The sequence below is a fragment of the Shewanella sp. HL-SH2 genome (assembly GCF_051164935.1).
GTDB classification, from domain to species: domain Bacteria; phylum Pseudomonadota; class Gammaproteobacteria; order Enterobacterales; family Shewanellaceae; genus Shewanella; species Shewanella glacialimarina.
Genome location: NZ_CP195035.1, coordinates 3,224,790 through 3,250,350, shown reverse-complemented (window position 1 = coordinate 3,250,350; position 25,561 = coordinate 3,224,790). Strand labels below are relative to the sequence as shown.

Below are 25,561 nucleotides of genomic sequence, written 5' to 3'. Positions count from 1 at the left end.
AGTTCTAATCTCACTTTTCTGCTATACGTGTTTTTATAAGGATATATAAAATGAACATCCCTTTTAAATTGAGTTGCTCATGTGCAGCCTTGCTCAGCGTGTTTGCTTTGTCGCCAGCCTTTGCTGCAGATGAACAGCCTGGCGTGATTCAAACGGCATCTGGCATTGATTTAATTCCGTATCTTAATACTGGTTTTAAATACGATGACAACATTGCCAGCACTAAAACCTTTAAAACAGACAGCTGGATTTTAGGTATTACCCCCGGTTTGCAAGGTCAATTATTGGATGGTAATAGTGAATATACTTTCCAAACCAATCTTGATTACGGTAACTTTTTAGACAGTTCTGACGATAACTTCTTAGATTTCAATCTAGGTGGTGCAGCAGATGTTGAACTAAACCAGTCAAACAAATTTAACGTTAATGCAAACTATGATGCTGGCCATGAAGAACGTGGTAGCGGAGTGTTTGAAGGTAACGGTGATTTACAAAATGAACCTGCTACTTTTGACAGTTACAATGTAGGTGGCTTTTACGAGTATGGCGCACAAACCACGCCTGCGCGCGTGCAAGTCAATGCCAATTACTATGATAAAGAATTCACTAACTTTGAAGCGGCAACGGTATTTCGTAATTATGCAGATACCAAGTATGGCGCGGTTTTTTATTACGATAGCGGCGCATCGGTTAGCTGGGTATTTGATACCAGCATAGTCAACACTGAATATGAGGCGGTTGATCCAAGTGGTGATCGCAACAGTACCAGCACTTACTATCGCGTCGGTGTTGATTGGGAAGCAACCGCTGCTACATCAGGTTCTATCCGAATAGGTAACCAGGAAAAAGACTTTGATAACGCAAGCCGTGATGACTTTAGTGGTTTATCGTGGGACGCCAGCGTGACATGGTCGCCATTAACTTACTCAGCACTGACATTCAATACCGGTAACAGCGCTAAAGACCCTAATGGTGCAGGTAACTATATTGAGTCAACCACCTATGGCGTTAGCTGGGACCACGGTTGGAATGACTTTGTATCAACTAACGTAAGCTATAACCAAACCGATGATGACTATAACGGCGTTGACCGTCAAGATGAGCTAAAAGTGTTATCACTTTCAGCATCTTACGTGACCACCCGTTGGTTAACACTTGTAGCGGGTGTTGATGTGACCGATAGCTGGTCTAGCGATGAAAACTTTGGGTTTGATCGTAACGTTTATTATATTAATGCTCAGATGACATTATAGGTTTTAAGATGAAGTGGTTTTTTATTCCGTGTTTGTTTGCCTTGCTTGTACTACTAAGCCCGATAACGTCTGCTGAAGCAATTGATGACAGTTATCGCTTAGGTGCAGGTGACACCATTGTGATTAAAGTGTTTGGTGAAGATGACCTGACACTTGAAACGCAAATCACCAATAGTGGCAAGGTAAATTACCCTTTTTTAGGTACCATTTCGGTTAAAGGCTTGTCGATAAAGCAAGTTGAAGAATTAGTATATAAAGGTTTAAAAGGGGATTATTTGGTTGAGCCTAATGTGTTTGTGGGCATTGTGTTATATCGACCATTTTATATTCATGGTGAAGTTAAAAAACCCGGTGGCTACCCTTATCAGCCCGGCATGACAGTCAATCAGGCTGTCGCCCTGGCTGGGGGGCTTACCGAACGTGCCTCGCAGGAGAAAATTTTTATCTCACGCGAAGGGACCAAGTCAGAATCAGTGAACGGTACTATTAATAGTCAAATTAGCGCTGGCGATACTATTACTATTGAACAGAGATTTTTTTAATGACCTCGCAAGCCAATGTGTTAATAAACGAACCTCATTCACCTGAAAAAGCCATTGAGCAGGTGATTGATTTACGTAAGCTGATTAAGCCAGTGATGCAGTCAAAGTGGCGTATTTTATCGTTTTCAATACTCATTACCGCATTAACTACCTTTGTGGTGTTTAGCTTACAACCTATTTTCAGCTCGACTGCCACCCTGCTAATTGAGTCAGAACAGGCGAAGGCGATTAAAATTGAGCAAGTGTATGGTATGAATTCTGGCCAACAGGAATACTATTTAACTCAGTTTGAGATTATTAAATCGCGCTCTATTGCTGAGCGAGTATTTAACCAATTAGATTTAATTAATCATCCTAGCTTTGAAGCTAAGCCTTCAGCTTTGTCACAGGTAAAGTCACAGGTGATATCCTGGTTAGATTTTTTACCGATTGATATCAGCGAGGCTGAAGTTGATGATGTGGCCAAAAAACAAAAATTAGTTAATGCTTTTATGGCAGACATTAGCGTGTCGCCCGTGCGAAAAACTCAGTTAGTCAATATTAGCTATAACAGCCCTGATGCTAAATTAGCCGCGTCTGTCGCCAATGCGATAGGCGATGCCTACATTGTTAGCCAGCTAGAAGCTAAGTCTGGCATGACCCAAAAAGCCAATGTGTGGCTGGGTGGGCGTTTAGAAGACTTACGCGTAAAGTTAGATGCATCTGAGCTAAAGCTTGAACAATTTAAAAGTCAAAATGGCCTGGTTGACGTTGAAGGGGTCACCGCGTTAGACGCCAAAGAACTTGAACGTTTAAGCGATGAAATTACCGTTGCCAGATCGACTAAAGCACAAGCAGAAAGCTTTTTGTCTGTGGTAAGACAATATGGTAAGTCAGATATTGGTCGCCTGGAAAGCTTGCCTGAAGTTACCTCACATATGTCGGTGCAAAACGTTAAAAAAGACGTGATTTTAGTTGAGCGTAAAGTGTCGGAACTGTCACAAGTTTACGGCCCTAAGCACCCTAAAATGATTGGTGCTAATGCCGAGCTAGCCACAGTGCAGCAAAATCTTCGCACTCAAATTGGCCGATTAGTGCAGGGTATTGAAGATGAAGCACAATCAGCGACCCAAAAACTTAAAGCCTTGGAAGCGCAATTTAGCCAGTCTAAAGGCTCGTTTCAAAATTTAAGTTCAGTGGACACTGACTACCGCAGACTGGTACGTGAAGTTGCCACTAACCGCCAGCTATTTGAAAGCTTTTTGTCGCGCCAAAAAGAAACCGAAGTAACCGGTGATTTTGACTCACCCGTGGCACGCTTTACTGACTATGCTGTTATTGCATTAGAGCCGATAAAACCGAAGAAAAAACTGATTGTTATTTTAGCTTTTGTCGCCAGTTTCGGCCTGGGTATTGTATTGGTATTAGTGTTTGATGCTATTAACGACACTATTAAGTCAACTGATGATGTTGAGAAATTATTAGCACAACGGGCGTTAGGTTATATTCCTAAAGCCGGCAAAAAAGAAACCTTTGAACAAACTAACTTTGCCTTTTTTGATCCCGAAAAACGTCTGCATGCTGAAAGTGTGCGATCGATCCGTACTTCATTGTCTTTGTTGGCCATTGGTGAACCCTTGTCGGTGATAGAAGTGACGTCTTCGTTTCCTAATGAAGGTAAAACCACAGTGTCGATGAATATCGCGTTTGCCTATTCGGCGATGGAAAAAGTGCTTGTTATTGACGCCGATATGCGTAAACCGAATATGGGCATGCGTTTTGGTTTACCAACGTTTCAACATGGTTTAGCTAATTACCTTACCGGTACTGATGCACTAAGCCATTGTATTGTTGAAAACGTTAAACCGAATGTTGACTTAATGCCAGCGGGCGCAATACCGTTAAACCCGCTAGAGCTATTATCGTCGCCTAGGTTTGCTGAGCTGTTGGCCGAGTTAAAAGGCCAGTACAGCAAAATTATTATTGATACGCCTCCGGTACATGCCGTGAGTGATGCCTTAGTGATGTCGTCACATTGTGATGCCGTGGTTGCTGTGGTTAAGGCTAATAATACTCGTACAGAAGCGATTAAACTGACACTAGCTAAGTTAACCCAGGCCCGCGGTAAAGTGTTTGGGGTGGTATTAAACCAGTTTAATACCGACGAGGCGCGCCAGTATTATGGTCAATATGGTTACTATCAGGCTTATGGGCAAGACGCTGCGAGTATAGAGCGAGCTGAAAGTGATGGGAAAACGGCATAGTGTTTGATTTACATTGCCATATTTTACCTGGCATAGATGATGGGGCTAAGTCGATTGACGAAGCCCTAGCATTACTTGAATTAGCCGAACAGCAAGGTATTACCCATATGGTGGCCACGCCACATATTCATTTGGGGGTGTTTGATAATAATATCAGCACCATTACTGCGGCATTTGAGCTATTGCAACAAAAGTACACACTGCGTGGCGGTAAGCTAAATATTCGTGCCGCAGCAGAAGTGCGTATTTGCCCTGAAATCATGTTTTTTATTGAACGGCAACAATTGCCTTTTATTGGCCGATTTGCCGATAAAGATGTGCTATTGCTTGAGTTACCCAGCAGCCATATTACCCCTGGCACAGATAAGTTAATCAGCTGGTTGTTGTCTAAAAATGTGCTGCCTATGATTGCTCACCCTGAGCGAAACCGCGAGCTACAAGCTCACCCTGAACGGATTGAGTTATTTGCCAGGTTAGGCTGTTTATTTCAATTAACCGGGGCTTCGTTGCTGGGTGATATGAGCGACGCGGCCAAAACCTTGGCTGAGAAATGGATTATAGAAAAGCGCTACACCATAGTGGCGTCTGATTGTCATAGTGTGAACAGGCGTCCGCCAAAGCTTGCCCAGGCATGGCAAAGAGTGTGTGAGTTAACAGATAAACAGTACGCTGATGATGTTACCCGCAATACGCCTGCGTTAATTTCTGCTTGTTTATTTAATGATTAATATTGTATGTCGATAAAGCGTTATTCCCGCCAGTTTTTTTTGCTATTGCTGCTGCTAGGCTTAGTCAGTTTACTGCCTTTGGTGTTTAACCAGGGCGTAGCGAGTACTTACCATTTTAAATCTAATTTTTACCTTACTGCCTGGCAAGGTAAAACGGCTATTGATGAAACCCAGTACCGTGACGCCCTAGCGGCCGCAACCAAAGCTTATGATTTAAATGATACTAGCCCGCATTATGCTATTACTCTGGCTAAAGTGATGGAGTGGGGCATTTATTCAGGTTTTGATGCGTTTACAAGCGACGAGTTTAACCAGTTATTTAACCAGGCCATTAAGCTGCGCCGCAATTGGCCTGCAGCCTATAGCGATTACGCGTTTAATTTAGCATTTTACCAGGCTAGACCCGATTTAGCCTTTAAGCAGCTGCGCCTTGGGCTAGATTACGGCGCTTTTGCCCCTGAGGTAGTGCAACAGGTGTTAACGGTTGGCTTTGCCAATTGGGACACTATTGCCATGGAGGATAAGTATTTAGTGTTTGAAACCCTAAAAACTGCCGCCGGAATGGGTTATGACACCCGTCGTCATCTTGCTAGTGTTATGGGGTTGTTCCAGAAACAGTCTGTAGTGTGCAGCTATTTTAACCACCTGACAGAACCGCTAGCAGAAAACACTGCTAACTGGATAGAACATACCTTGTGTAAAAAACGTTAGTGTGACGAGCAGCGAATCATCTGTCCCGTCACCTGTCGTCATCCCGGGTATGTTTCTATTACGTCATCGCGGTAATGCTTCTGGGCCGGGATCAATGACCTCAACCGGGTATGTTTCTATTACGTCACCCGGGTATGTTTCTACTACGTCATCCCGGTAATGCTTTTGGGCCGGGATCTATTACGTCATCCGGGTATGCTTCTAATACGTCATCCCGGTAGAGCTTTTGGGCCGGGATCTATTACGTCATCCGGGTATGTTTCTACTACGTCATCCCGGTAATGCTTCTGGGCCGGGATCTAAATCCTTTAGCCGCAGTTCAGGCGCTTAAAGCCAAGAATGGATCCCCGATAAAAGCATTCGAGGATGACGGCAAAATAAGCATAGCAAACTGGCTTTTTTATTCGTTCCGCAAGAGGTTATTTAACGTTTTATGAAACCATCTTTATATGGCAGTTCTTTTTTTATTATTGCCCTGTGCATTTTACTGGTGTGGGCGCCTATTCCACTTGCCAGTAATCGTATTTGGGCTTGGTCTATTATTGAGTTTTACATTATTAGTTTGTCGTGTTTGCATTTAGTATTTTGTATTGTGCGCAGCCAGCCTTTATTTACCCAGCATTGGCAGAAGTATGCTTTGTTGCCGATAGGCTTATTATTGCTGTTTACCTTGCTGCAATGGACTGGATTGGTGACGGGTATTGATACCGTTGATGGGTTTCAAACTTTTCAGCAGTTAATTAAAACCTTATGTTTTGGCTTATTTGTCTACCTTTTAGCTGTGCATTGCCAGTCAGCCAGGCTGCTGCGTTGGGTGTGTATTGCTATTATTGTGTCTGGCTGTATTCAGGCATTTTACGGCAGTGTATTGAATTTACTGGATTTACCAAAGTCGCCAATATTTGGTATTAGCGATGGTGACAGGGCAAGGGGATCATTTGTCTATCAAAACCATTTTGCTAACTTTTTAGCCCTGTCGATTAGCATTGCCTTTGGTTGGTTAATATCTGAGTTAAAAACAACCCGTTCAGGCCAATTTGATTTTAGAACCTTTATGTTAGGGGTATTTGAAACCCTAATAAGCAGTAAGATTATTTTGCGATTAGCCATTGTGATTATGATTATTGGCTTGATTTTAAGCCGCTCGCGTATGGGTAACGCTGGATTTTTTACCGCGTTAATTACCGTAGCCTTACTGGCCCTGGTGATTTACCGTAATCCGCCAAAAATGTTAAAGCCGCTGGTGATCAGTATTTTTATTTTAGATTTGATTATTGTTGGGTCTATATTTGGGGTCGAAAAGGTTAAGCAGCGTATTGAAGATACCTCATTTGCGGCAGAAACACGTGATGATGTGGTGCGAGACAGTATTCCGATTATTGAACAACACTGGTTAACCGGTAACGGCGCCGGCAGTTTTTACACTGTTTTTCCGCAGTATCAAACCGTGCCTTATTCCGGCTTTTATGACCATGCCCATAATGACTATATTCAATTTGCAGTAGAATATGGGGTTGTCATTACAGCGTCACTTGGGTTATGGATAATTTATTGTTTGTGGTTAGCTTGCCGAACCATGTATTTACGTAATAATAAACTGTACAAAGGCATTGCATTTGGCTGCGCGATGGCGATTGTGCATATGCTGATTCATTGTACGGTTGATTTTAATTTGCAGTCTCCGGCGAATACCTTGCTGTTTTTGACTATATTAACCCTGTGTTGGTTGGTGCGTTATTTACCCACTGAGCAGGGTTCCAGGCTGCAAAAAGCGCCATAAGCGCCAGAAATATCATATTTGTTTTAGGCCTAGATTAAGTTGTCTGGGTAAAATTATGTAAGCTATTATAAATTATCAATTTTGTTTCATTTAGCGTTACGCTATATAAGGATATCTATGAAAGTTGTTATTCCCGTTGCAGGGCTAGGTACACGGATGCTGCCAGCGACTAAGGCAATTCCGAAAGAAATGCTGCCATTGGTGGATAAACCACTTATTCAATATATTGTTGATGAATGTGTTAGCGCTGGGGTGAAAGAAATTGTGTTGGTCACCCATGCCAGTAAAAACGCGATTGAAAACCATTTTGATAAATCTTACGAGCTTGAATCAACCCTGGAAAAACGGGTCAAGCGTCAGCTGTTGCATGAAGTGCAGTCAATTTGCCCTAAAAATGTGACTATTATGCATGTACGTCAAGGTGAAGCTAAAGGGCTAGGGCATGCCATTTTGTGTGCTAAGCCGTGTATTGGTGACAACCCGTTTGCGGTAGTGTTACCGGATGTTATTTTAGATTCTTACTCTGCTGACCAACGTACCGAAAACCTGGCGTCTATGCTAATTCGTTACCGTGAAACTCTTGCCAGCCAAATTATGGTTGCGCCAGTGCCTGATGATCAGGTTAATAAGTATGGTATTGCTGACTGTGGTGGCGAGAAGATTAACCCTGGTGACTCTACTAAAATATTTAACATGGTTGAAAAGCCTGAAATTGGCGAGGCGCCGTCTAACTTAGCGGTTGTTGGCCGTTATGTGTTGTCTGAAAAAATTTGGGATTTATTGGCCAAAACACCACCCGGTGCAGGCGATGAAATTCAGTTAACCGATGCGATTGATATGCTAATTGCCACTGAAACGGTTGAAGCATTCAATATGACAGGCAAGTCACATGACTGTGGCGATAAGCTAGGTTACATGAAAGCGTTTGTTGAGTACGGTATACGCGACCCTAAACTGGGCAGTGCATTTAAAAGTGAACTTGCTGGTTTATTAGAAGAATACCGCTAACACCGCTGATATTTAACTCAAGACCCTAGGCCAATACATCTGTAAAGGATGCATTGGCTTTTTTGTAGGTTTACATTAAATGCGTTCACTTCTAGGTTTGTTTTGTTTCCTTGCTTTTTCCTTTTTTCCTTCCTTGTTAGTCGAATTACTCGCGTCATTAAGATTTGTGCTTAAGTGGAAGTAACTTGTTTTCATCAGTGCAAGTGATTTACCCACAAATGGTACGTCCATATATCACTGGCAGTGAGTTTTCAATGCTCTACTTTTGTCTTATAGACCTATTGCTAATGTTTCGTTTTTGTTAATTGAGACATATTGCATAGGATTAAAACAATAATTTGGAGAGCATGGATGAAACATTTAACACTCGCTACATTGATTTCTGGGGCAATGTTAGCAATGACAGGTACGGCGCAAGCTAATACCGATATGACTTTTGGTGGCTATATTAAAGCCGATGTTATGTTTAGTGATTATGGTAATGGTGCACCTGAGTCGGGCAACTTGTCGCGCCAATTTTATGTGCCAGGTACTATTTATGGTAAAGAAGGCAGTGGTGAACAGGTTGTAGACTTTCAAGCCCGTGAAACTCGCTTTAATTTTAAAACCGTTACCGATATGGAAGGCGGTCATTCGTTAACTGGGTTTATTGAATTAGATTTTATGACCCATACCGACGGTAACGAGCGCGTATCAAACAGTTATTCACCGCGTATTCGCCATGCATTTGTAACCTATGACAACTGGACCATTGGTCAAACCTGGACCACATTTCAAAACCCTGGTGCATTACCCGATAATTTAGATTTTGTGGGTGCAGCTGATGGTACGCCGTTTGTGCGTCAATCATTGATTAAATACACCAACGGTAGCTTTCAGTTTGCATTAGAAAACCCTGAAACCACTTTAACCCCAAATGGTGGTGGCGGTCGCATTACTAGCGGTAGTGGCGTGATTCCTGATGTGGTGGCACGTTACAACTTTACCTCTGGTGGCGGTGCTGCGTATTCATTAGCGGGTATTGTGCGTCAATTAAACATTGAAGAGACACAGGGCGGCACTCAGCTTGATGCCAGCGAAATGGGTTATGGTGTGAGCTTTGCGGGTGTTATTCCGGTGGGTAAAGATGATTTTAAATTCACTGCTACCTATGGTGAAGGTTTAGGCCGTTACATGGCATTAAACTATGCTAACGCGGGTGTATTGGATGCCAATGGCGACATTGAGACCATTACCTCTTATGGTGGTTTTGCAGCCTATCGTCACTGGTGGAATGATCAATGGCGCACTAGCGTGACATTGTCAGGATTTTCTGCAGACAATAACGCTACGTTAACGGGTGGCGGCGTAAACAAAGAAGCTTACTCAAGCTACATTAACTTACTGTATTCACCGTCTAAGCCTGTGACCTTTGGTGTTGAGTTTATGCGAGCATTGAACGAGAGAGAAAACGGCACAGATGGCGATTTAAATCGCATTATGTTCTCGGCTAAATACGTACTTTAAGTGATTTTAGCTCGGGTTAATCACTGAGATTACCGATAAAAAAAGGGCCATAACATTGTTATGGCCCTTTTTTCTTATTTTATAAAAAGCTTTATAAACAAAAGCTTAGTCTAGTAGACCATGTTGACGAACATATTGATCATATTCGGTATAGCCACCGATTGGGGCTTCATCAACAAATACCTGTGGTACTGTTTCTACTGTTTTACCAACACTTTTTGATAAGTCAGCTTTAGAAATACCTTCAGCGTGAATATCTACATATTTAAATTTAAAATCTTCACGATGTGCGGCTAATTTTTCAGATAACTCAACAGCACGAACACAATACGGACAGCCTGGACGGCCAAAAATAACAACAAACATAGTAACTCCTACTTGGCTAGATGGTGTGTTTATAGCACAACTTTTTTGCAAATGATAACGAGATTGAATGAATTTAGCTTAACTCAGGTGAGGTTAACTGAAATCTGTTTTATGTTTACCTTGATAGTCAAAAAATAGATCAATTAATTTCCAGTGATGTTTTTGTTTTTTTAGTAATAATAAGTCAGGTTTTCTAAAGCGGCTCTGGTCACTCAGTACCTGTTCTGCTTTGTCATATCGCGGATGTAACATACCAGGCGTTCGGGTGTGGCTAAGCACAAATACCGCGTAAAAGGCTTTTCTTTGTGCTGGGGTATCAAACTTAAAGCTTTGCTTAAAGTCATTGCCTTCAATATCTATGTAGCGCACCTGCAAACCCTGTTCATTTTGGCTAATTAACATCTCTTGGCATTTGAATAAGTGGTGATGTTGCGACTGTAATACTTGCTTTAAGCGCTTATCCGGGTCGATGAGTGTTGAGTTGCAGGTTTGGCAAATGCGCGCCGCGATATCGTTTTCTGCGCCGCAGTCTGGGCAGACCTTAGAGCGAAAGCGAAAGTCACATTGTTGTTCGGTATTGGCTGTTTTAGCTTTTACCGTCGCGGTATTAGCAGCAACAAGCCCCTGACATCGGCGGCCAAAATGTTCGATGATGTCACCGTCATTATCGACTAGTCCCCAAAATGTATTGGCAAATTGGCACACAGGGCAGTGCACTTGAACCGGCACTGACTTGCTATTGGGTTTGGCCTGGCCCACTTCAGGGTAATATAAGTCAAAACCATTGGCGGCGTAGTCAATCACCAAACAATCGGTTTTACCCGGCGCTAAACGCAGCCCACGCCCCACCATTTGTTGAAATAAGCTTACCGATGCCGTAGGCCTTAAAATAGCAATTAAGTCCACATGGGGCGCGTCAAAGCCCGTGGTGAGTACGGCCACATTGACAATGTATTTAATGTGCTGCGCTTTAAAGGCGTCGATAATGGTGTCGCGTTCATTATGGGGAGTAGCAGCAGTGATTAATGCTGCTTTGGTTGGCGTGGCGGCATTGTCGATAAGCTTGTTTAATAAGCCAATAATTTCCTGCGCGTGACGTACGGTTGCGGCAAAAATAATTACCCCTTTACGGGTGTTTGCCAGTTGGACGATTTGTTTGACTATTGCGGTTGTGGCACGGCCTTGATGATTCAGTAAAGATTCGACTTCCTGCTGATTAAACTCGCCGTTTTCTGTCGGTTCAAGTTGACTAAAATCGTACTGGGCACTGAGGCCATCAAATAACTTAGGCGCAGTTAAAAAGCCTTGCTTGATAAGCGGGCGCATGGGTAATTCAAAAATACATTTATCGAACACTGCAGTGTCAGTATTGCCAATTTTACCGTGGTAATGGTGATGATATATCCAGCCAATGCCCAGACGATAAGGGGTAGCAGTAAGCCCTAAAATTTTTATAGCAGGGTTTTGCTTTTTAAGGTGCAGCAGAATTTGCTGATACTGGCTGGTTTTTTCATTACTGACACGATGGCATTCATCAATAATCACCAGCGAAAAAGGCTGGTTGAATTTATCTAATGCCCGCGCTGCTGACTGTACGCTGGCGACGACGGTTTTGCCGTTAGCTTTTTTCTGGTTTAATCCGGCAGAGTAAATATTGGCAGCCTGGGTGAGTAAGCCGACTTTTTCAGCATTTTGCGCAACTAACTCTTTTACATGGGTGAGTACTAATACATTGCCGTTGGCGATGCGAGCCAGTTCAGCAATTACAATGCTTTTACCTGCACCCGTTGGCAAAGCCAATACGGCAGATTGTTGGCTGCTGCGAAAGTGCTTGATGGCGGCGTTAACCGAATCCTGTTGGTAATCGCGCAGTTGCAAAGTAGGTGCGTCAGTAGAAGCTTTCAAATATTCGGTTCAACATGCATTGGGTTAGCTATGGTTGGATAATATCATGGTTATAGGGCTAGGTTAGCTTTAACGGCTTCAACAAAGGTTCTGGAAACTGGCACTTCAAGGTGATTGGTTAACAACAATGACATTTTTCTATTTTCTTTATTGACCGATACCACGGCATGGTTTGCTACCCACCAGGATCTATGTGTTTGCAGCCCAGGAAACCCTTCTAGCTGCATTAAGGCATCTTTTAAGCGCATTAACAGCATATGTTGGCCTTTATCTGTGTGTACTTTTAAATAGTGATCATCCATTTCTAAACACAGTAATTGTCCGCGCTTTTCTAATGGTAATAAACCCATAAACTGTTCAATTTGAATGGTATCTGTATCACGACTTTGTTGATGCTGTTCAATGACCTTTTGCGATTGCTCAATGACGTGTTGTGATTGTTCAAGTTGCTGTTTTTGATGATTAACATGATTTTGTAACATGCTGACAAAGGTAATAATGCTGCCAATAACCAGAGTGTTAGGCAGCGCGAGTAGAAAATTATCAGCTAAATGTAATGTGTGGTCAAAAAAAAAGCCAGCCAATAAAAGGCACAATTAGACTCATTATTAGGCTGGCTAATAGTGATGATATTGCTACCCGTTGCCAGAGCGTAGTGATGCTTTTTGCTAAGTATTTATGGCCTAAATTGATCAGTGGCATATAAATTAAATAGCCACAAATACAGGTAAACACCCAGTAACTCATCGACAATAATAGGGTAAATTGATCCATGCCGAAGGGGCGCATAAAGCCAATAAATAATCCAATAAACACCACAATAAGCAGTTGGCGCAGTAATTTGTTTTTAGTGGGTTCAGATTTTAGTTGTTGATTATTTAGGGGTATTTCACGATTCGTCAAAGGTACACATTCCTTTTTAGTTACATTTTACGAAGTTTTTGGGTCACTTTACGAAAAGCGACTTTAATTTTTTATCGCTCCATTCTATCGTCTTTTCAACACGAAGCAATGGCGAGATTGGCTCGGCTTATGTCGAGGCGAACTGCCAATTAAGATAACCCCTTTATCACAGACGATAGGAACATAAAAATGACTAGATTAACGACTAAACTGACTGGCGCATTGGCACATAATGCCGTGACTCAATTCACTCAGACCAACAGCAGCAATATGAGTAAATCATCGTTATTAGCCGTTTCATTGCTGTTTGCATCAATGTGGGTTAATTCATCCACTTTTGCTGCGGATATTAAGCTTGAGATTACAGGGGTCAATGCCCAGCAAAGTAAGATTTATGTGCAGCTGTTTAATGGTGAAGATAATTACTTAAATGGCAATGCGCTAACTGCGACTTACATTCAGGCTAAAGCGGGACTTAATTTTGTGTCTTTTACTGACGTTCCCGCAGGTGAGTATGCGGTGCGCTTTTTTCAGGACGAAAATAATAACGGCACGTTAGACACCAATTTATTTGGTTTGCCGTCTGAAGGGTATGGTTTTTCTAACAATGCTAAACCTAATTATGGTCCGGTTGCTTATAAGGACGCTGCTTTCACGGTCACTGAAGACGCATCAACCCAGATTAACCACACACAAATTATTTATTAAGCCACTCATTTGTGAGATGGCAATTCTAGAGATGGCAATTTTAAAGGTGACTATTTTGGAGATGAGCATGCAACGCAGACAGTTTTTAAAAGGCATGGGAATAATAGGCGCATCAAGCATGTTGCCCGGTGCAGTGAATGCGTTGGCATCTTCTGCTCCTACTGTGGTTAATATTAAGCAGCAATTTAATCAGGCGCTGGCACAGCACCCTGAGTTAATTGGTTTTGCCAATGTTGACGCTAACTTTGAGCCGCAACCGCTGACGATTGAAGGGCGTATTCCTGCCGATTTACAAGGTGTTTTTTATCGTAACGGCCCTGGTAAATATGAGCGTGGCGATATTCGTTATCTACATGCCTTTGAAGGCGACGGTATGTTGCAGCGTTTTGAGATTAGCGACCAAAAAATAGTCCACCGTGGCCAATTTATTAACACGCCTAAGTTTGCTAAAGAACAGCAGGCGCAGCAGTTTGTTTACTCAGGCCCTGATACTAAAATTGCCCATGCTTTGCCTGTGACCAGCGCTGATACGGTTAATACCGCTAATACTAATATTATTGCGGTGGGTGATGATCTTTGGGCGCTGTGGGAGGCGGGATCTCCTACCCAAATTGACCGAGATACCATGCAGTTTACTCAACAGGTTAATTTAGGCGCAGGGTCTAAATATGACAACAGTTTACAAGGACTGCCTTTTTCAGCGCACCCTAAAGTTGACCCTAATGGGGATATTTGGAATTTTGGTTTGCATCCATCAGGTCAGGTGGTGATTTATCAATTAGCGGCTAATGGCAAGGTTAAAAATGTGGGGCTAATTAATAGCCAATACCGTGGCGGTATGTTGCATGACTTTTTGATTACAGATAAAAGTGTGTTGATCATTTTACCGTCATTGTTTGTTGATAAGGCGATTGAAGGTAATTTTGCCCGTACTCAATATAATAGCGATATTCCAATGAGTGTATTGGTGATAAATAAGCAGTCTCTTAAGGTGACTAAACGCTTTGAGTTACCCGCAGGTTTTGCGTTTCATTATGGTAATGCGTGGGAAGAAGCCAATGGCACCATTCATTTTGACGCCAGTTTGTATCCTAATGTTGATGTGCTGCATAAGTTGGCGAATGTGATGCAAGGTAAGATGTCGCAGGCAAGTGTGAAGGCGCAAACAGCCCTGTTTAGTTTATATATTGATGGCACTTATGATATGCAAACCGTGGGCGATAGCAGTGAGTTTCCGCGGGTATGCGACCATCTTGTTGGGCTTAAAAATCAGTATTTGTATCACTTATCAGCTAAATCAAGCAGCTTATGGAGCGATACCTTGTCGTCTTTGCATATTGATAGCGGTGCGACGCAGCATTATCATTTTGGAGATGATTATTTAGTTGAAGAGCATGTTAGTGTTTGCCCTAAAGGCGTTGAGGGCAGCGGCTACTTAATGGGTACGGCATTACACGTGCCGACAAAACGCACTTGCTTGAATATTTTTGCGGCTAATGACTTAGCTGCGGGACCATTAGCCAGAGCCTGGTTACCTTACCATTTACCGCTTGGGTTTCACGGCAATTTTATGGCGAGTTAGTGGCCATTTAAACAGTATTGGCAGCAAGATTAACACTTAGGTGCTTAACTGTTCCTCTTCGCGAAAAGCAGAGCAAAAAAAGCCCCTCGTAAAGAGGGGCGAAAAAGAGAAACTGGTTAGAATTCTCTTGGGTGGATGGAAATCAAGTAATGGAAATAAGCATTTGGGTATTAAGCGAGCAAAAGAGTTGAGCAGTAGGGTTAACTGATCAACTCATGTTATTTTTACTCGGTTTTGTTTAAACGAGATTCTATCAAGGTGTCAATCACTGCTGGATCTGCCAGTGTTGAAGAGTCACCTAGGTTAGTCACTTCGTTAGCGGCAATCTTACGTAAGAAGCGACGCATGATTTTGCCTGAACGGGTTTTAGGTAAACCGGTTGCCCACTGAATTAAATCAGGTGTGGCTAAGGCGCCGATTTCTTTACGAACCCACTGACGTAACTCTTGACGCAACTCTTCTGTTGGTTCAACGTCGCGGGTTAACGTGACGTAGGCATAAATACCTTGTCCTTTAATATCATGCGGATAACCTACAACAGCTGCCTCTGCGACCAGTTCATGTGCTACAAGTGCACTTTCAACTTCTGCGGTACCTAGGCGGTGACCAGATACGTTAATCACGTCATCCACTCGGCCAGTTATCCAGTAGTAACCGTCTTCATCACGGCGGGCACCGTCTCCGGTAAAGTACATACCGCGGAAGGTTTTAAAATAAGTTAGGGCGAAACGGTCGTGGTCGCCATAAATGGTGCGCATTTGTCCTGGCCATGAGTCAAGAATAACTAAGTTACCTTCAGCTGCACCTTCAACAATTTCACCCATGTTATCAACCAATGCTGGTTGAACACCAAAGAATGGTCGCGTTGCAGAACCTGGTTTAGTATCAGTTGCGCCTGGTAATGGGCTGATCAAAATACCACCGGTTTCGGTTTGCCACCAGGTATCGACAATTGGACATTGCTCATTACCAATGACTTCGTGGTACCAGCGCCATGCTTCAGGGTTAATGGGTTCGCCGACCGAGCCCATAATGCGCAGTGAATCACCTTTATAGTCACTGAACTGTTCTTTACCTTCAGCCATTAATGCGCGGATTAAGGTTGGTGCGGTATAAAGAATGTTCACTTTATGACGGTCAATCATTTCACCTATGCGTGAAGGTGTTGGTGCATTTGGCACCCCTTCATGAATTAACACGGTTGCACCGTTGGCTAATGGGCCATAAACCATGTAAGAGTGTCCGGTGATCCAACCTACGTCGGCGGTACACCAGTAAACTTCACCTGGTTTATAATCAAATACGTATTCGTGGGTCATTGATGCGTAAACCATGTAACCACCTGTGGTGTGCAACACACCTTTAGGGTTACCGGTTGAGCCTGAGGTATAAAGTAGAAATAGTGGGTCTTCTGCACCCATTTCTTCATACGGGCAATGCTCAGATGCTACTTCCATTAATGAGTGCCACCACACATCGCGGCCTTCTACCCAATCAATGTTGCCGCCAGTACGTTTAAGTACAATGACTTTTTCGACGCAATCAACATCAGGGTGAGCGATTGCTTCATCAACGCTGCGCTTAAGCGGAATTTTACGTCCACCGCGAACACCTTCATCAGAGGTAATAACGATTTTAGATTTGCCGTCAATCACACGTGATGCGATCGAGTCTGGTGAGAAGCCGCCAAAAACAACAGAATGAATTGCACCAATACGAGCACAGGCAAGCATAGCTACCGCAGCTTCTGGCACCATAGGCATATAAATAGTGACAACATCGCCTCTAACAACGCCCTGGCCTTTTAGGGCGTTAGCAAACTTACAGACATCGGCATGCAGTTCTGCGTAGGTGATTTTACGCTGTTCATTAGCGTCATCGCCTTCCCAAATAATGGCAACAGTGTCGCCATTTTTTTCAAGGTGGCGGTCCAAACAGTTGGCTGAAGCATTTAGTGTGCCGTCATAAAACCAATTGATTGATAAGTTATGGTCATCAAACGAGGTTTGTTTTATCTTAGTGTAAGGCTTGATCCAGTCAATGCGTTTACCGTGTTCTCTCCAAAAACCTTCTGGATTAACAATAGATTCCTGGTACATTTTTTTATATTGATCGTTATTGACCAGTGCATTTTCAGCGATAGCGCTAGGCACTTTGTAAAGAGACTGCGAGCTCATTGGGGCTTCCCTTTCTATAAATGGCGTGGTTAAAGTATCATCTGCAACAGGCTTGTAACACTATTAGACCTTGGTCTAGTTTGAGAAAGTCCTTATTATTTAACCTGTTGCACGTGCTAAACTGAGGTTCAATTGTACATATATGCCGCGAATTTAATAGGGCGGCATAATATTGATTGTTTAATCGACAAATGTTGCAGGCTTTGAAAAGATAACCAGATAATAATAAGAATGATATCGAATGACTCATTCAATAATTCAAGGTAATGAATCGCGTTATGAATTTAACCCTTTTTGTGGCAATTATTGCCGTATGTTATGTGTCGCTATTATTTACTTTAGCGTGGGGCGCAGAGCGTTGGTATGGCAAAATTAGCCAAAAAGTTCAGTTATGGATTTATGGCTTAAGTCTGGCGGTATATTGTTCGTCGTGGAGTTTTTTGGGCACGGTAGGGCAGTCGGCTAATGACCTTTGGTCGTTCTTGCCTATTTTTGTTGGCCCGATCATCATTTTTACTTTTGGCTTTGGTTTACTGCGCAAAATGGTGGTGGTGTCTAAAGCGCAAAATATCACCTCAGTAGCTGACTTTATTGCCGCCCGCTATGGTAAGTCACAGCTATTAGCCGCGTTAGTCACATTGATTGCCTTATTTGGCATCATGCCTTATATCGCGCTGCAGCTTAAGGCTATGGTGTTTTCGCTTAACTTATTTCAACCTGAAAATTCGCCGCTTAATCCCCAGGGCGTACCATTACTGATCACCTTTATTCTGGCGGTGTTTGCCATTCTTTTTGGTACCCGAAAACTGGATGCTACTGAACATAACCCCGGCATGATGGTGGCCATTGCGTTTGAATCTCTGGTGAAGTTAACGGCTTTTATGCTGGTGGGCGTAGTGATTAGCTTTGGCTATTTTGATGGTTTTGGTGATATTTGGCGCCAAGCTAGTGAACGCGATTTGATTGAGTTTGGTGAGTTACGAGTTGGGGCGTTATTGCCGGAATTGATTGTCGGTATGGCGGCATTTTTGTGTATGCCAAGGCAATTTCATGTGATGGTGGTGGAGTGCGGTGGCGAGTCGGTGCTTAAGAAAGCCCGTTGGATTTTTCCGGTTTATTTAGCCTTGTTTGGTATTTTTGTCGCGCCGTTAGCATTGGCGGGGAAAATTCTACTGGGTGACAGCGTTGCTGCTGACACTTATGTGATTAATCTGCCGTTGGCATTAGAGCAGCCCATTATTGCTGTTATTGCATTACTAGGCACTTTATCAGCCGCCACAGGAATGGTGATTGTGGCTGTGGTGACCATTAGCATTATGATCAGCAATGAGTGGTTAGTGCCGATTATGTTGCGTACCGGCCAGATAAGAAAAAAGAACTTTAGCCAGTTTTCACAGTTGTTACTGAATGCCAGACGTTTAGCCATAGTGCTCATTTTAGGGTTTGGTTATATCAGCTATTTAACCCTGGCTGATAGTGACTCGCTGTCGCATTTAGGCATGCTGTCTTTTGGCGCTTTTGCACAACTTGCCCCGGCATTAATTGGTGGCTTGTACTGGAAATACGGTAACCGTAGTGGGGTATTTTTAGGTTTGGGTGTGGGCTTTAGTTTATGGTGTTACATTTTGTTTTTTAGCACCAATGATGTTAGTGCGTTATCGCACTTTGGTGCTAATCAAGGTGTTTTAGAGTCGATTAAACCTAATGTTAGCGATACCCTCATTGCACTTTTAGCCAATATTATTTGTTATGTATTGGGCTCGTTATGGTTTAGAACTGGGGTTGCGGAGCGTATTCAAGCCAGTAATTTTGTTAAACCCTGGCATTTAAAACAAAATGACAATAAGCGCCAAGGCCCTATTGCACAACAAGATTTATTAATTCTTGCGAGTCGTTTTGTTAGCCCCACACGGGCATATGAAAGTTTTAGTCGATTTTCCCCCGATGCCGTTAAAAGTGATAGCTGGCATAAAGCCGCACCCGATGAGCTTATTGCCCACACAGAACACATGTTAGCGGGCATATTGGGGGCATCTAGTGCTAAGTTAGTGATGGACTCTGTCATGCAAGGGCGGGATCTTGCCTTGGATGAAGTATTCAGCTTAGTGGATGAAGCATCCTCTAAAATTATGCTTAGCCAGGATATGCTACGTGGTGCGATTGAACATGCCTACGAGGGCATGAGTGTGGTGGATAAAGACCTTAACTTAATGGCATGGAATTATAAGTATTCTGAGCTTTATCAGTATCCTGAAGGTTTTTTAAAACAAGGCATGCCAATCAGTGAAGTGGTGCGATTTAATGCCGCCAGAGGCTTTTGTGGTACGGGTGATATTGAAGACCAAGTGAATGTGCGAGTACAACATATGCGTAACGGTACACAGCATATTTCTGAGCGCGAAAGAAGGGACGGTAAAGTCATCAAAATTCAAGGTAACCCTATGCCTGACGGTGGTTTTGTGATGACGTTTACCGATATTACCCAATATCGTTTACAGGAAAAAGCCTTAAAAGAAGCCAATGAAACCTTGGAGGAACGGGTTAAATCTCGTACCTATGAGTTGGCTATGCTTAATAGCGAATTATTGGAAGCTAAAGCCCAGGAAGAGTTAGCAAACGCCTCTAAAACGCGATTTTTAGCCGCCGTGGGACATGATCTTATGCAGCCTTTGAATGCTGCCAGATTATTTACGGCGTCATTAGCGCAATACCCTAATTTAGATTTAGAGGCACAAACTACGCTTACCCATGTCAACAGCTCATTGAAAACTGCCGGTGAGTTATTAACTGATTTATTAGATATTTCCAAGCTGGATTCTGGCAATGTTGAGGTTAATCGCCGTGACTTTGCTATTGGAGAGTTGCTTAATGCACTGGCGATAGAGTTTGATGCGATGGCGCAAGACAGTCAGATTAATTTTAATATGGTGCGTTCAACATTAACGGTTAACTCAGACCCTGCGCTGTTAAGACGTATTTTGCAAAACTTTTTAACTAACGCTTATCGCTATGCCCGTGGTGGTAGAGTGTTAATGGGTTGTCGCCGACAAGGTCAATATATCGAGATTCAAGTATTTGATACTGGCTGCGGCATTGCTGAAGACGATATACAAGAAATTTTCCGCGAGTTTAAACGTCTTAACCATCCAAGTAGTCGCAACATTAGTGGATTAGGCTTGGGATTAGCGATTGCCGATAGAATAAGCAAGGTGCTGGGACATGAAATCAATGTAACTTCACAGCTGGGGGAAGGTTCTATGTTTTCCATCAAAGTGCCGCTAGGACAAACCGTGCACCAGGTTGAAACCAAACCAACCGCAAGTTTATTACAACCTCTGGCTGGGGTGAAAGTATTATGTATTGATAATGAAGAAGCCATTTTAGCGGGATTAGAATCATTATTAACCCGATGGCAGTGTGAAGTGGTGTGCGCCAAAGATTTAGCCGATGCGCGGATTAAGTTAGGCCTAAAAGGCATAGCGCCAGATATTGTGTTAGCTGATTATCACCTTGATGATGATCAAAATGGTGTGGATGCGATGGACGGTATTCGTGCCCGATATGGGGAACATTTACCGGGTATTTTGATTACGGCCAACACCAACAAACAGTTAGTAGAAGACGTTGAGAGGCGCGGCTATCATTATATGGCGAAAATGATTAAACCTGCGGCATTAAGGGCACTTATCTCAAGTTTAGTTAAGCAATGATTTACTTAAGGATTTACTTAAGGATTTAGTTAAGGAATGCTTTTTTAAGGAAAACTATGTTAACTGTGTATGGCGACATTAAATCTGGCAATTGTTACAAAGTTAAATTAGTGCTGGCAATATTAGCCATTGAGCATCGCTGGCATGAGATGGATATTTTACAAGGTGATACCCAGGATGATTGGTATCTTGCAAAACACCCATTTGGCAAAATTCCATTGATTGAAACCGATGATGGTAAACTATTATCAGAATCGAATGCCATTATAGGGTATTTAGCCGAGGGTTCAGGGTTGATCCCTGACGATCCATTTGCCAAAGCGCAAATGTACCAATGGATGTTTTTTGAGCAATACAGCCATGAACCTTATATTGCAGTAGCCCGTTTTATTCAGTTTTATTTAGGTATGCCAGATGACAGACTTGATGAATATAAAGCGATGCATAAAAAAGGCTATAAAGCGCTAGATTTAATGGAGCACACTCTGAAAAATTCATCATTTTTAGTGGGTGATCAATTTACCTTAGCCGATATCGCCCTGTTTGCTTATACCCATGTCGCCCATCAAGGCGGATTTGATTTAAGCCATTACCCTGCTATTAAGCAATGGCTTGCGAATGTTGAGCAACAAAGTGGATTTGTGGGAATGATGGATTAGTTTGAACTATCCAATAATTTCATCATCTGGCCAGCTCGTCAGCTCGTCAGCTCGTCAGCTCGCCATCTCGCCATCTCGTCAGCTCGTCAGCTCGTCAGCTCGCCATCTCGTCAGCTCGTCAGCTCGTCAGCTCGCCATCTCGCCATCTCGTCAGCTCGTCAGCTCGTCAGCTCGTCAGCTCGTCAGCTCGTCAGCTCGCCATCTCGCCATCTCGCCATCTCGCCATCTCGTCAGCTCACCATCACGTCATCCCCGAGATCTTTAATCGGGGATCTCGCTTTATAAGCGGTTTAAATAATAGGGCATTCACTATAGAACTCAGCTGCGAGTAAAGCTGCGACACGCTGCACTTAGCTGAAAAGTGTCTCATCTGCAGCATGCTTACCTCTGTGGAACTATCGTGCTTTTAGAAATAACATGCAAAAACATATGAAGACTCTCTGGTTGCGAACGCTTGTAAAACAAAGAATGCTGCCTGATGATTTTAAAATCGTTGAATTTTAAAGGGCTCTTGTAAAATCAATTGCTGGTAATCTAGCTTAAAAACATTGCCAGAATTCAATACCAATACGTTGCATTACGCATTGATGCTGTCTACTCTTCGTACTTTAAAAATAATAATAGAAAAAGGTATCTCTATGCAGATTAAAATACCGTCAAAAATCTTCCAATCAATAATGTATAGCGTGCTGCTAATCACTATTGCCGGCTGTTCCCAGCAGTATGCTTCAGTCGAAAAAGCCGCTGTTATTCAGCCGGCGCAACAAAAGTTTAGCGTTATATTTGGTGGTACTGATGTTGGTGGCATGACAGTTAATCGTGATGGTCAAAACATCGACATTGATTTTTCATTCAGTAATAACGGTCGCGGTGCCAGTTCACAAGAGGTGTTAAAGCTTTCTGATAGAGGTTTACCTATTGATTGGCAAATCAGCGGTAAAACGGTTTTCGGCAACGAGGTGAATGAGCAGTTTAGCCTTAAAGGTAATAGGGTGAACTGGCAGAGTTCATCTGAAAGTGGCAGTGTTGAGTTTAACCCTGATGCGTTATTCATTGCGCAAAACGCTAGTCCTTATGCGCTTTACATTTACGCCAAAGCCTTGCTTGGGCAACCGACATTGTCATTATCGGCATTGCCTGCTGGTGAGCTGACGATTAGTCAGGTGAGTAAAGTTGTGCTTACCGATGCGAATAACACTAAGGTGAATGCGACGATTTATGCCGTTAAAGGAATTAATCTTGACCCAAGTTATATCGCCCTTGATGACAACCAGTTAATGCTTGGATATTTGTCGCCACGTGTGGTGATTATTCGTGAGGGATTAGAAGCACAAAGTAAGGTGCTAAGTGATTTAGCGGCTAACTTGAATGCCAGCCGATTTGAAATAATTGCCCAGAAAGCGATTCATCAATATGACAAGCCGATACGGATTAACAACGTTAGAATATTTGACCCTGTAAGCCTGCAGCTGACTGCGGCTAAATCCGTTTTGCTTGAAAACGATAAAATTAAGGCTATTGAAGCCATGGTTGATTCGGCAAAAGAGGGCGAAGTACTCATTGAGGGTAACGGTGGTACATTAATTCCTGGGTTGTATGAAATGCACGGCCACATGAGTGATAACGATGCCTTATTGAATGTATTGGCAGGCGTCACCTCTGTTAGAGATATGGGCAATGAAATTGACATTCTCGATCCATTAATCGACAAAATTGAAACTAATCAAATTATTGGCCCACGCATTACCAAAAGTGGTTTTATTGAGGGTAAAAGTGAGTTTTCCGCGGCCACCGGTGAGATAGCATCTACTGAGCAAGAAGCGGTTGACCTGGTGAATATGTACGGTGAAAAAGGCGGTTATTTTCAAATAAAAGTATACAGCTCGATTAATGGTGAGTGGGTACCTGCTATGGCTAAAGCCGCTAAAAAGCATGGTATGCGCATAACTGGGCATATTCCTGCTTTCTCAAACGCTGATGAAATGATTGCTGCAGGGTATGATGAAATTACCCATATCAACCAGGCAATGCTGAGTTGGGTGCTTGATAAAGATGAAGATACGCGCACGCTTTATCGCATCACTGGCATGAAACGTTTTGTCGATTTAGACCTTAACAGCGACAAAGTACAACATACCTTAAATACTATGGTGGCAAAAAATATCGCGGTTGATCCCACCATCGTTATTCATGAATTAGGTTTAACGGCTAGAAACGGTGAAACCCGTATTGGCGTTAAAGACTATATCGACCATATGCCGATTGGCGAGCAAAGAAGCGCGAAAGTGGCCTTATTAAATGTAGCCGATGAACAAGAGGATAAAGAATATCGCCTAGCGTTTGATAAAGTGATTGAAACACTGGCATTGATGCATAAAAAAGGCATTTTACTGGTTCCGGGTACCGACTTAGGTGGCGCCTTTGAACTGCATCGCGAGTTAGAGTTATTCAAAAAAATAGGTATGTCTAATGCTGAAGTATTGCGCCGGGCTTCTTATGATATGGCGAATTATTTAGGTTATGGCGAGCAGCTTGGCAGTATTGAAGTGGGTAAGTATGCTGACTTTTTCTTAGTGCCTGGTGATCCTATTGCAGATCTTCGCGCCATTAAGACTGTGGCTATGGTGTCAAAAGGCGGGGTGATTTATTTTCCAAGTGAAGTTTACCCTGAATTTGGCATAAAGCCTTTTACCGCAATTCCGACCGTTGTTGAATAATTAACTTGAGTGTGTTTGCTAAATAATGTGAACACCCTTTAACGATAAAAAGCCTGTCGGCTCACATAGAGTTTTTAATGATCATTCAACCACATGTTTATTTTATACCGTTAAATAATCAGCTTAGTCGAATTCAGTTTGAACAGGGATTGGCATTAAGCTGGTTAACTGAGGATGAAATAAACAAGGTGCATCGTTATAAAGCTGAGCAGGCTCAACATAATGCATTACAGGTTCGGTTGGCATTGCGGGCGGTTTTATCCATGCACAGTGATGTGCTGCCACATCAATGGTTATTTGAATATGGTGATAAAGGTAAGCCGAGTTTATCTGCTGAGCTATTTGAGCAAACGGGGTTACATTTTAACTTAAGCCACAGTGGTGACTGGTTAATGATTGGAGTGTTGCCCTGTGCTGAAGCTAGCTCTAGTATTAGCTCTGGTGCTAGTGAACGTCGCCATTATGGTGCGTTCAAGGCGATATTATTTGGTCTTGATATTGAACGTGTGCGTGCCAGTACAAATATTCAGCCTATTTTAAATCATTACTTTACTGACAATGAAGTGGCTGATTTAGTCGCTTTACCTGATGCGCTTCAACGGCAGCGTTTTTTTGATTTATGGACCTTAAAAGAAGCCTTTATTAAAGCGACGGGTAAGGGGTTAGCACAATCATTAAGCTCATTTTCGTTTTCATTCACTGATAACAAGGTGTTTCAAGCAGACTGTTTTTCTGTTTCTGTTTCTGTTTCTGGAACTGCGCCTGCTGCTGTAAGCTCTGCTCATGTCAAGGCCGCCGAGCGCGCGCCATCACCGATATTATGCCGCCATGATGAGATTCACTTTACTGCTCCGGTGACTGATAACTCACAATGGGCTTGCCGTTTCGGGCGCTTGACTGACACCTATCGATTCAGTTTTTGTATCGGGACTGATGCTGTATTGAGTGGCAGTAATGCAAATGGCAGTGATGATTTAGCGGGTGGGGTGAACATCACTGAGCCAATAATGGTCTTAACATCATTGGCTCAGTTGTTGTCTTAATTATTGTGAACAACTGTTGT

General features: G+C 42.8%; 19 protein-coding genes. 14 read left to right on the top strand and 5 right to left on the bottom strand.

Annotated elements, in window-relative coordinates:
* Window positions 1-50 precede the first annotated feature (50 nt).
* The 8 genes from ACRWP9_RS14120 to ACRWP9_RS14085 all read left to right on the top strand — a co-directional run bounded on the left by ACRWP9_RS14120 (window position 51) and on the right by ACRWP9_RS14085 (window position 9,771).
* Window positions 51-1,253 (top strand): outer membrane beta-barrel protein, encoded by a 1,203-nt coding sequence (locus tag ACRWP9_RS14120; RefSeq protein WP_434926535.1) that lies wholly within the window; start codon window positions 51-53, stop codon window positions 1,251-1,253.
* 8 nt (window positions 1,254-1,261) lie between these two features.
* On the top strand, window positions 1,262-1,795 hold the full coding sequence (locus tag ACRWP9_RS14115; protein WP_434926534.1) for a polysaccharide biosynthesis/export family protein: 534 nt from the start codon (window positions 1,262-1,264) through the stop codon (window positions 1,793-1,795).
* Complete coding sequence (locus tag ACRWP9_RS14110; RefSeq protein WP_434926533.1) at window positions 1,795-4,038, top strand: GumC family protein; 2,244 nt, start codon at window positions 1,795-1,797, stop codon at window positions 4,036-4,038. The genes ACRWP9_RS14115 and ACRWP9_RS14110 overlap by 1 nt, the downstream gene beginning before the upstream one ends.
* Window positions 4,038-4,766, top strand: coding sequence for a tyrosine-protein phosphatase (locus tag ACRWP9_RS14105; RefSeq protein ID WP_434926532.1), 729 nt, complete (start codon window positions 4,038-4,040; stop codon window positions 4,764-4,766). The genes ACRWP9_RS14110 and ACRWP9_RS14105 overlap by 1 nt, the downstream gene beginning before the upstream one ends.
* A 6-nt stretch (window positions 4,767-4,772) precedes the next feature.
* Entirely contained in the window at window positions 4,773-5,477 is a 705-nt protein-coding gene (locus tag ACRWP9_RS14100; RefSeq protein ID WP_434926531.1) for a hypothetical protein, read from the top strand.
* 433 nt (window positions 5,478-5,910) lie between these two features.
* Window positions 5,911-7,257, top strand: a complete 1,347-nt coding sequence (locus ACRWP9_RS14095; RefSeq protein WP_434926530.1) for an O-antigen ligase family protein — start codon at window positions 5,911-5,913, stop codon at window positions 7,255-7,257.
* A 117-nt stretch (window positions 7,258-7,374) separates the two neighbouring features.
* The gene (galU, locus tag ACRWP9_RS14090) at window positions 7,375-8,265 is read left to right on the top strand and encodes a UTP--glucose-1-phosphate uridylyltransferase GalU (RefSeq protein WP_434926529.1); all 891 of its coding nucleotides are present in this window, start codon (window positions 7,375-7,377) and stop codon (window positions 8,263-8,265) included.
* A 351-nt stretch (window positions 8,266-8,616) separates the two neighbouring features.
* Entirely contained in the window at window positions 8,617-9,771 is a 1,155-nt protein-coding gene (locus tag ACRWP9_RS14085) for a DcaP family trimeric outer membrane transporter (RefSeq protein ID WP_434926528.1), read from the top strand.
* A 105-nt stretch (window positions 9,772-9,876) separates the two neighbouring features.
* Here the strand turns inward: ACRWP9_RS14085 and ACRWP9_RS14080 are convergent, their stop codons facing one another.
* From ACRWP9_RS14080 to ACRWP9_RS14065, 4 genes are all read right to left on the bottom strand, one after another.
* Window positions 9,877-10,137 carry a GrxA family glutaredoxin gene (locus ACRWP9_RS14080; RefSeq protein WP_226414840.1) on the bottom strand — a complete coding sequence of 87 codons (261 nt, stop codon included), beginning with the start codon at window positions 10,135-10,137 and terminating at the stop codon, window positions 9,877-9,879.
* 93 nt (window positions 10,138-10,230) lie between these two features.
* On the bottom strand, window positions 10,231-12,042 hold the full coding sequence (locus tag ACRWP9_RS14075; RefSeq protein ID WP_434926527.1) for a DEAD/DEAH box helicase family protein: 1,812 nt from the start codon (window positions 12,040-12,042) through the stop codon (window positions 10,231-10,233).
* Window positions 12,043-12,092: 50 nt separating this feature from the next.
* On the bottom strand, window positions 12,093-12,626 hold the full coding sequence (locus ACRWP9_RS14070) for a LytTR family DNA-binding domain-containing protein (RefSeq protein ID WP_434926526.1): 534 nt from the start codon (window positions 12,624-12,626) through the stop codon (window positions 12,093-12,095).
* A complete protein-coding gene (locus tag ACRWP9_RS14065) occupies window positions 12,607-12,945 on the bottom strand; it encodes a hypothetical protein (protein ID WP_434926525.1) in 339 nt (112 codons plus the stop codon). The genes ACRWP9_RS14070 and ACRWP9_RS14065 overlap by 20 nt, the downstream gene beginning before the upstream one ends.
* 189 nt (window positions 12,946-13,134) lie before the next feature.
* Here ACRWP9_RS14065 and ACRWP9_RS14060 point away from each other — a divergent pair, with 189 nt between their 5' ends.
* Together ACRWP9_RS14060 and ACRWP9_RS14055 are read left to right on the top strand one after the other, a co-directional pair.
* A complete protein-coding gene (locus ACRWP9_RS14060) occupies window positions 13,135-13,653 on the top strand; it encodes a DUF2141 domain-containing protein (protein WP_434926524.1) in 519 nt (172 codons plus the stop codon).
* Between the two features lie 67 nt (window positions 13,654-13,720).
* Window positions 13,721-15,235: a carotenoid oxygenase family protein gene (locus ACRWP9_RS14055; RefSeq protein ID WP_434926523.1), complete on the top strand. Its 1,515-nt coding sequence runs from the start codon at window positions 13,721-13,723 to the stop codon at window positions 15,233-15,235.
* A 224-nt stretch (window positions 15,236-15,459) separates the two neighbouring features.
* Here ACRWP9_RS14055 and acs read toward each other — a convergent pair whose 3' ends face one another.
* On the bottom strand, window positions 15,460-17,412 hold the full coding sequence (gene acs, locus ACRWP9_RS14050) for an acetate--CoA ligase (RefSeq protein WP_434926522.1): 1,953 nt from the start codon (window positions 17,410-17,412) through the stop codon (window positions 15,460-15,462).
* 278 nt (window positions 17,413-17,690) lie between these two features.
* On the opposite strand from acs, the gene ACRWP9_RS14045 reads away from it, so the two are divergent.
* From ACRWP9_RS14045 to ACRWP9_RS14030, 4 genes are all read left to right on the top strand, one after another.
* Window positions 17,691-21,122, top strand: coding sequence for a hybrid sensor histidine kinase/response regulator (locus tag ACRWP9_RS14045; protein WP_434926521.1), 3,432 nt, complete (start codon window positions 17,691-17,693; stop codon window positions 21,120-21,122).
* 56 nt (window positions 21,123-21,178) lie between these two features.
* Window positions 21,179-21,781: a glutathione S-transferase family protein gene (locus ACRWP9_RS14040; RefSeq protein ID WP_434926520.1), complete on the top strand. Its 603-nt coding sequence runs from the start codon at window positions 21,179-21,181 to the stop codon at window positions 21,779-21,781.
* A gap of 638 nt (window positions 21,782-22,419) precedes the next feature.
* Complete coding sequence (locus ACRWP9_RS14035) at window positions 22,420-24,498, top strand: amidohydrolase family protein (RefSeq protein WP_434926519.1); 2,079 nt, start codon at window positions 22,420-22,422, stop codon at window positions 24,496-24,498.
* A gap of 77 nt (window positions 24,499-24,575) precedes the next feature.
* A complete protein-coding gene (locus ACRWP9_RS14030) occupies window positions 24,576-25,541 on the top strand; it encodes a 4'-phosphopantetheinyl transferase family protein (protein WP_434926518.1) in 966 nt (321 codons plus the stop codon).
* Window positions 25,542-25,561 lie beyond the last annotated feature (20 nt).

Bases quoted from the DNA above. Each gene is read 5' to 3' on its own strand.
- ACRWP9_RS14120 (WP_434926535.1), top strand. From the start codon at position 51: ATGAACATCCCTTTTAAATTGAGTTGCTCATGTGCAGCCTTGCTCAGC.
- ACRWP9_RS14115 (WP_434926534.1), top strand. From the start codon at position 1,262: ATGAAGTGGTTTTTTATTCCGTGTTTGTTTGCCTTGCTTGTACTACTA.
- ACRWP9_RS14110 (WP_434926533.1), top strand. From the start codon at position 1,795: ATGACCTCGCAAGCCAATGTGTTAATAAACGAACCTCATTCACCTGAA.
- ACRWP9_RS14100 (WP_434926531.1), top strand. From the start codon at position 4,773: ATGTCGATAAAGCGTTATTCCCGCCAGTTTTTTTTGCTATTGCTGCTG.
- ACRWP9_RS14095 (WP_434926530.1), top strand. From the start codon at position 5,911: ATGAAACCATCTTTATATGGCAGTTCTTTTTTTATTATTGCCCTGTGC.
- galU (WP_434926529.1), top strand. From the start codon at position 7,375: ATGAAAGTTGTTATTCCCGTTGCAGGGCTAGGTACACGGATGCTGCCA.
- ACRWP9_RS14085 (WP_434926528.1), top strand. From the start codon at position 8,617: ATGAAACATTTAACACTCGCTACATTGATTTCTGGGGCAATGTTAGCA.
- ACRWP9_RS14080 (WP_226414840.1), bottom strand. From the start codon at position 10,137: ATGTTTGTTGTTATTTTTGGCCGTCCAGGCTGTCCGTATTGTGTTCGT.
- ACRWP9_RS14060 (WP_434926524.1), top strand. From the start codon at position 13,135: ATGACTAGATTAACGACTAAACTGACTGGCGCATTGGCACATAATGCC.
- ACRWP9_RS14055 (WP_434926523.1), top strand. From the start codon at position 13,721: ATGCAACGCAGACAGTTTTTAAAAGGCATGGGAATAATAGGCGCATCA.
- acs (WP_434926522.1), bottom strand. From the start codon at position 17,412: ATGAGCTCGCAGTCTCTTTACAAAGTGCCTAGCGCTATCGCTGAAAAT.
- ACRWP9_RS14045 (WP_434926521.1), top strand. From the start codon at position 17,691: ATGAATTTAACCCTTTTTGTGGCAATTATTGCCGTATGTTATGTGTCG.
- ACRWP9_RS14040 (WP_434926520.1), top strand. From the start codon at position 21,179: ATGTTAACTGTGTATGGCGACATTAAATCTGGCAATTGTTACAAAGTT.
- ACRWP9_RS14035 (WP_434926519.1), top strand. From the start codon at position 22,420: ATGCAGATTAAAATACCGTCAAAAATCTTCCAATCAATAATGTATAGC.
- ACRWP9_RS14030 (WP_434926518.1), top strand. From the start codon at position 24,576: ATGATCATTCAACCACATGTTTATTTTATACCGTTAAATAATCAGCTT.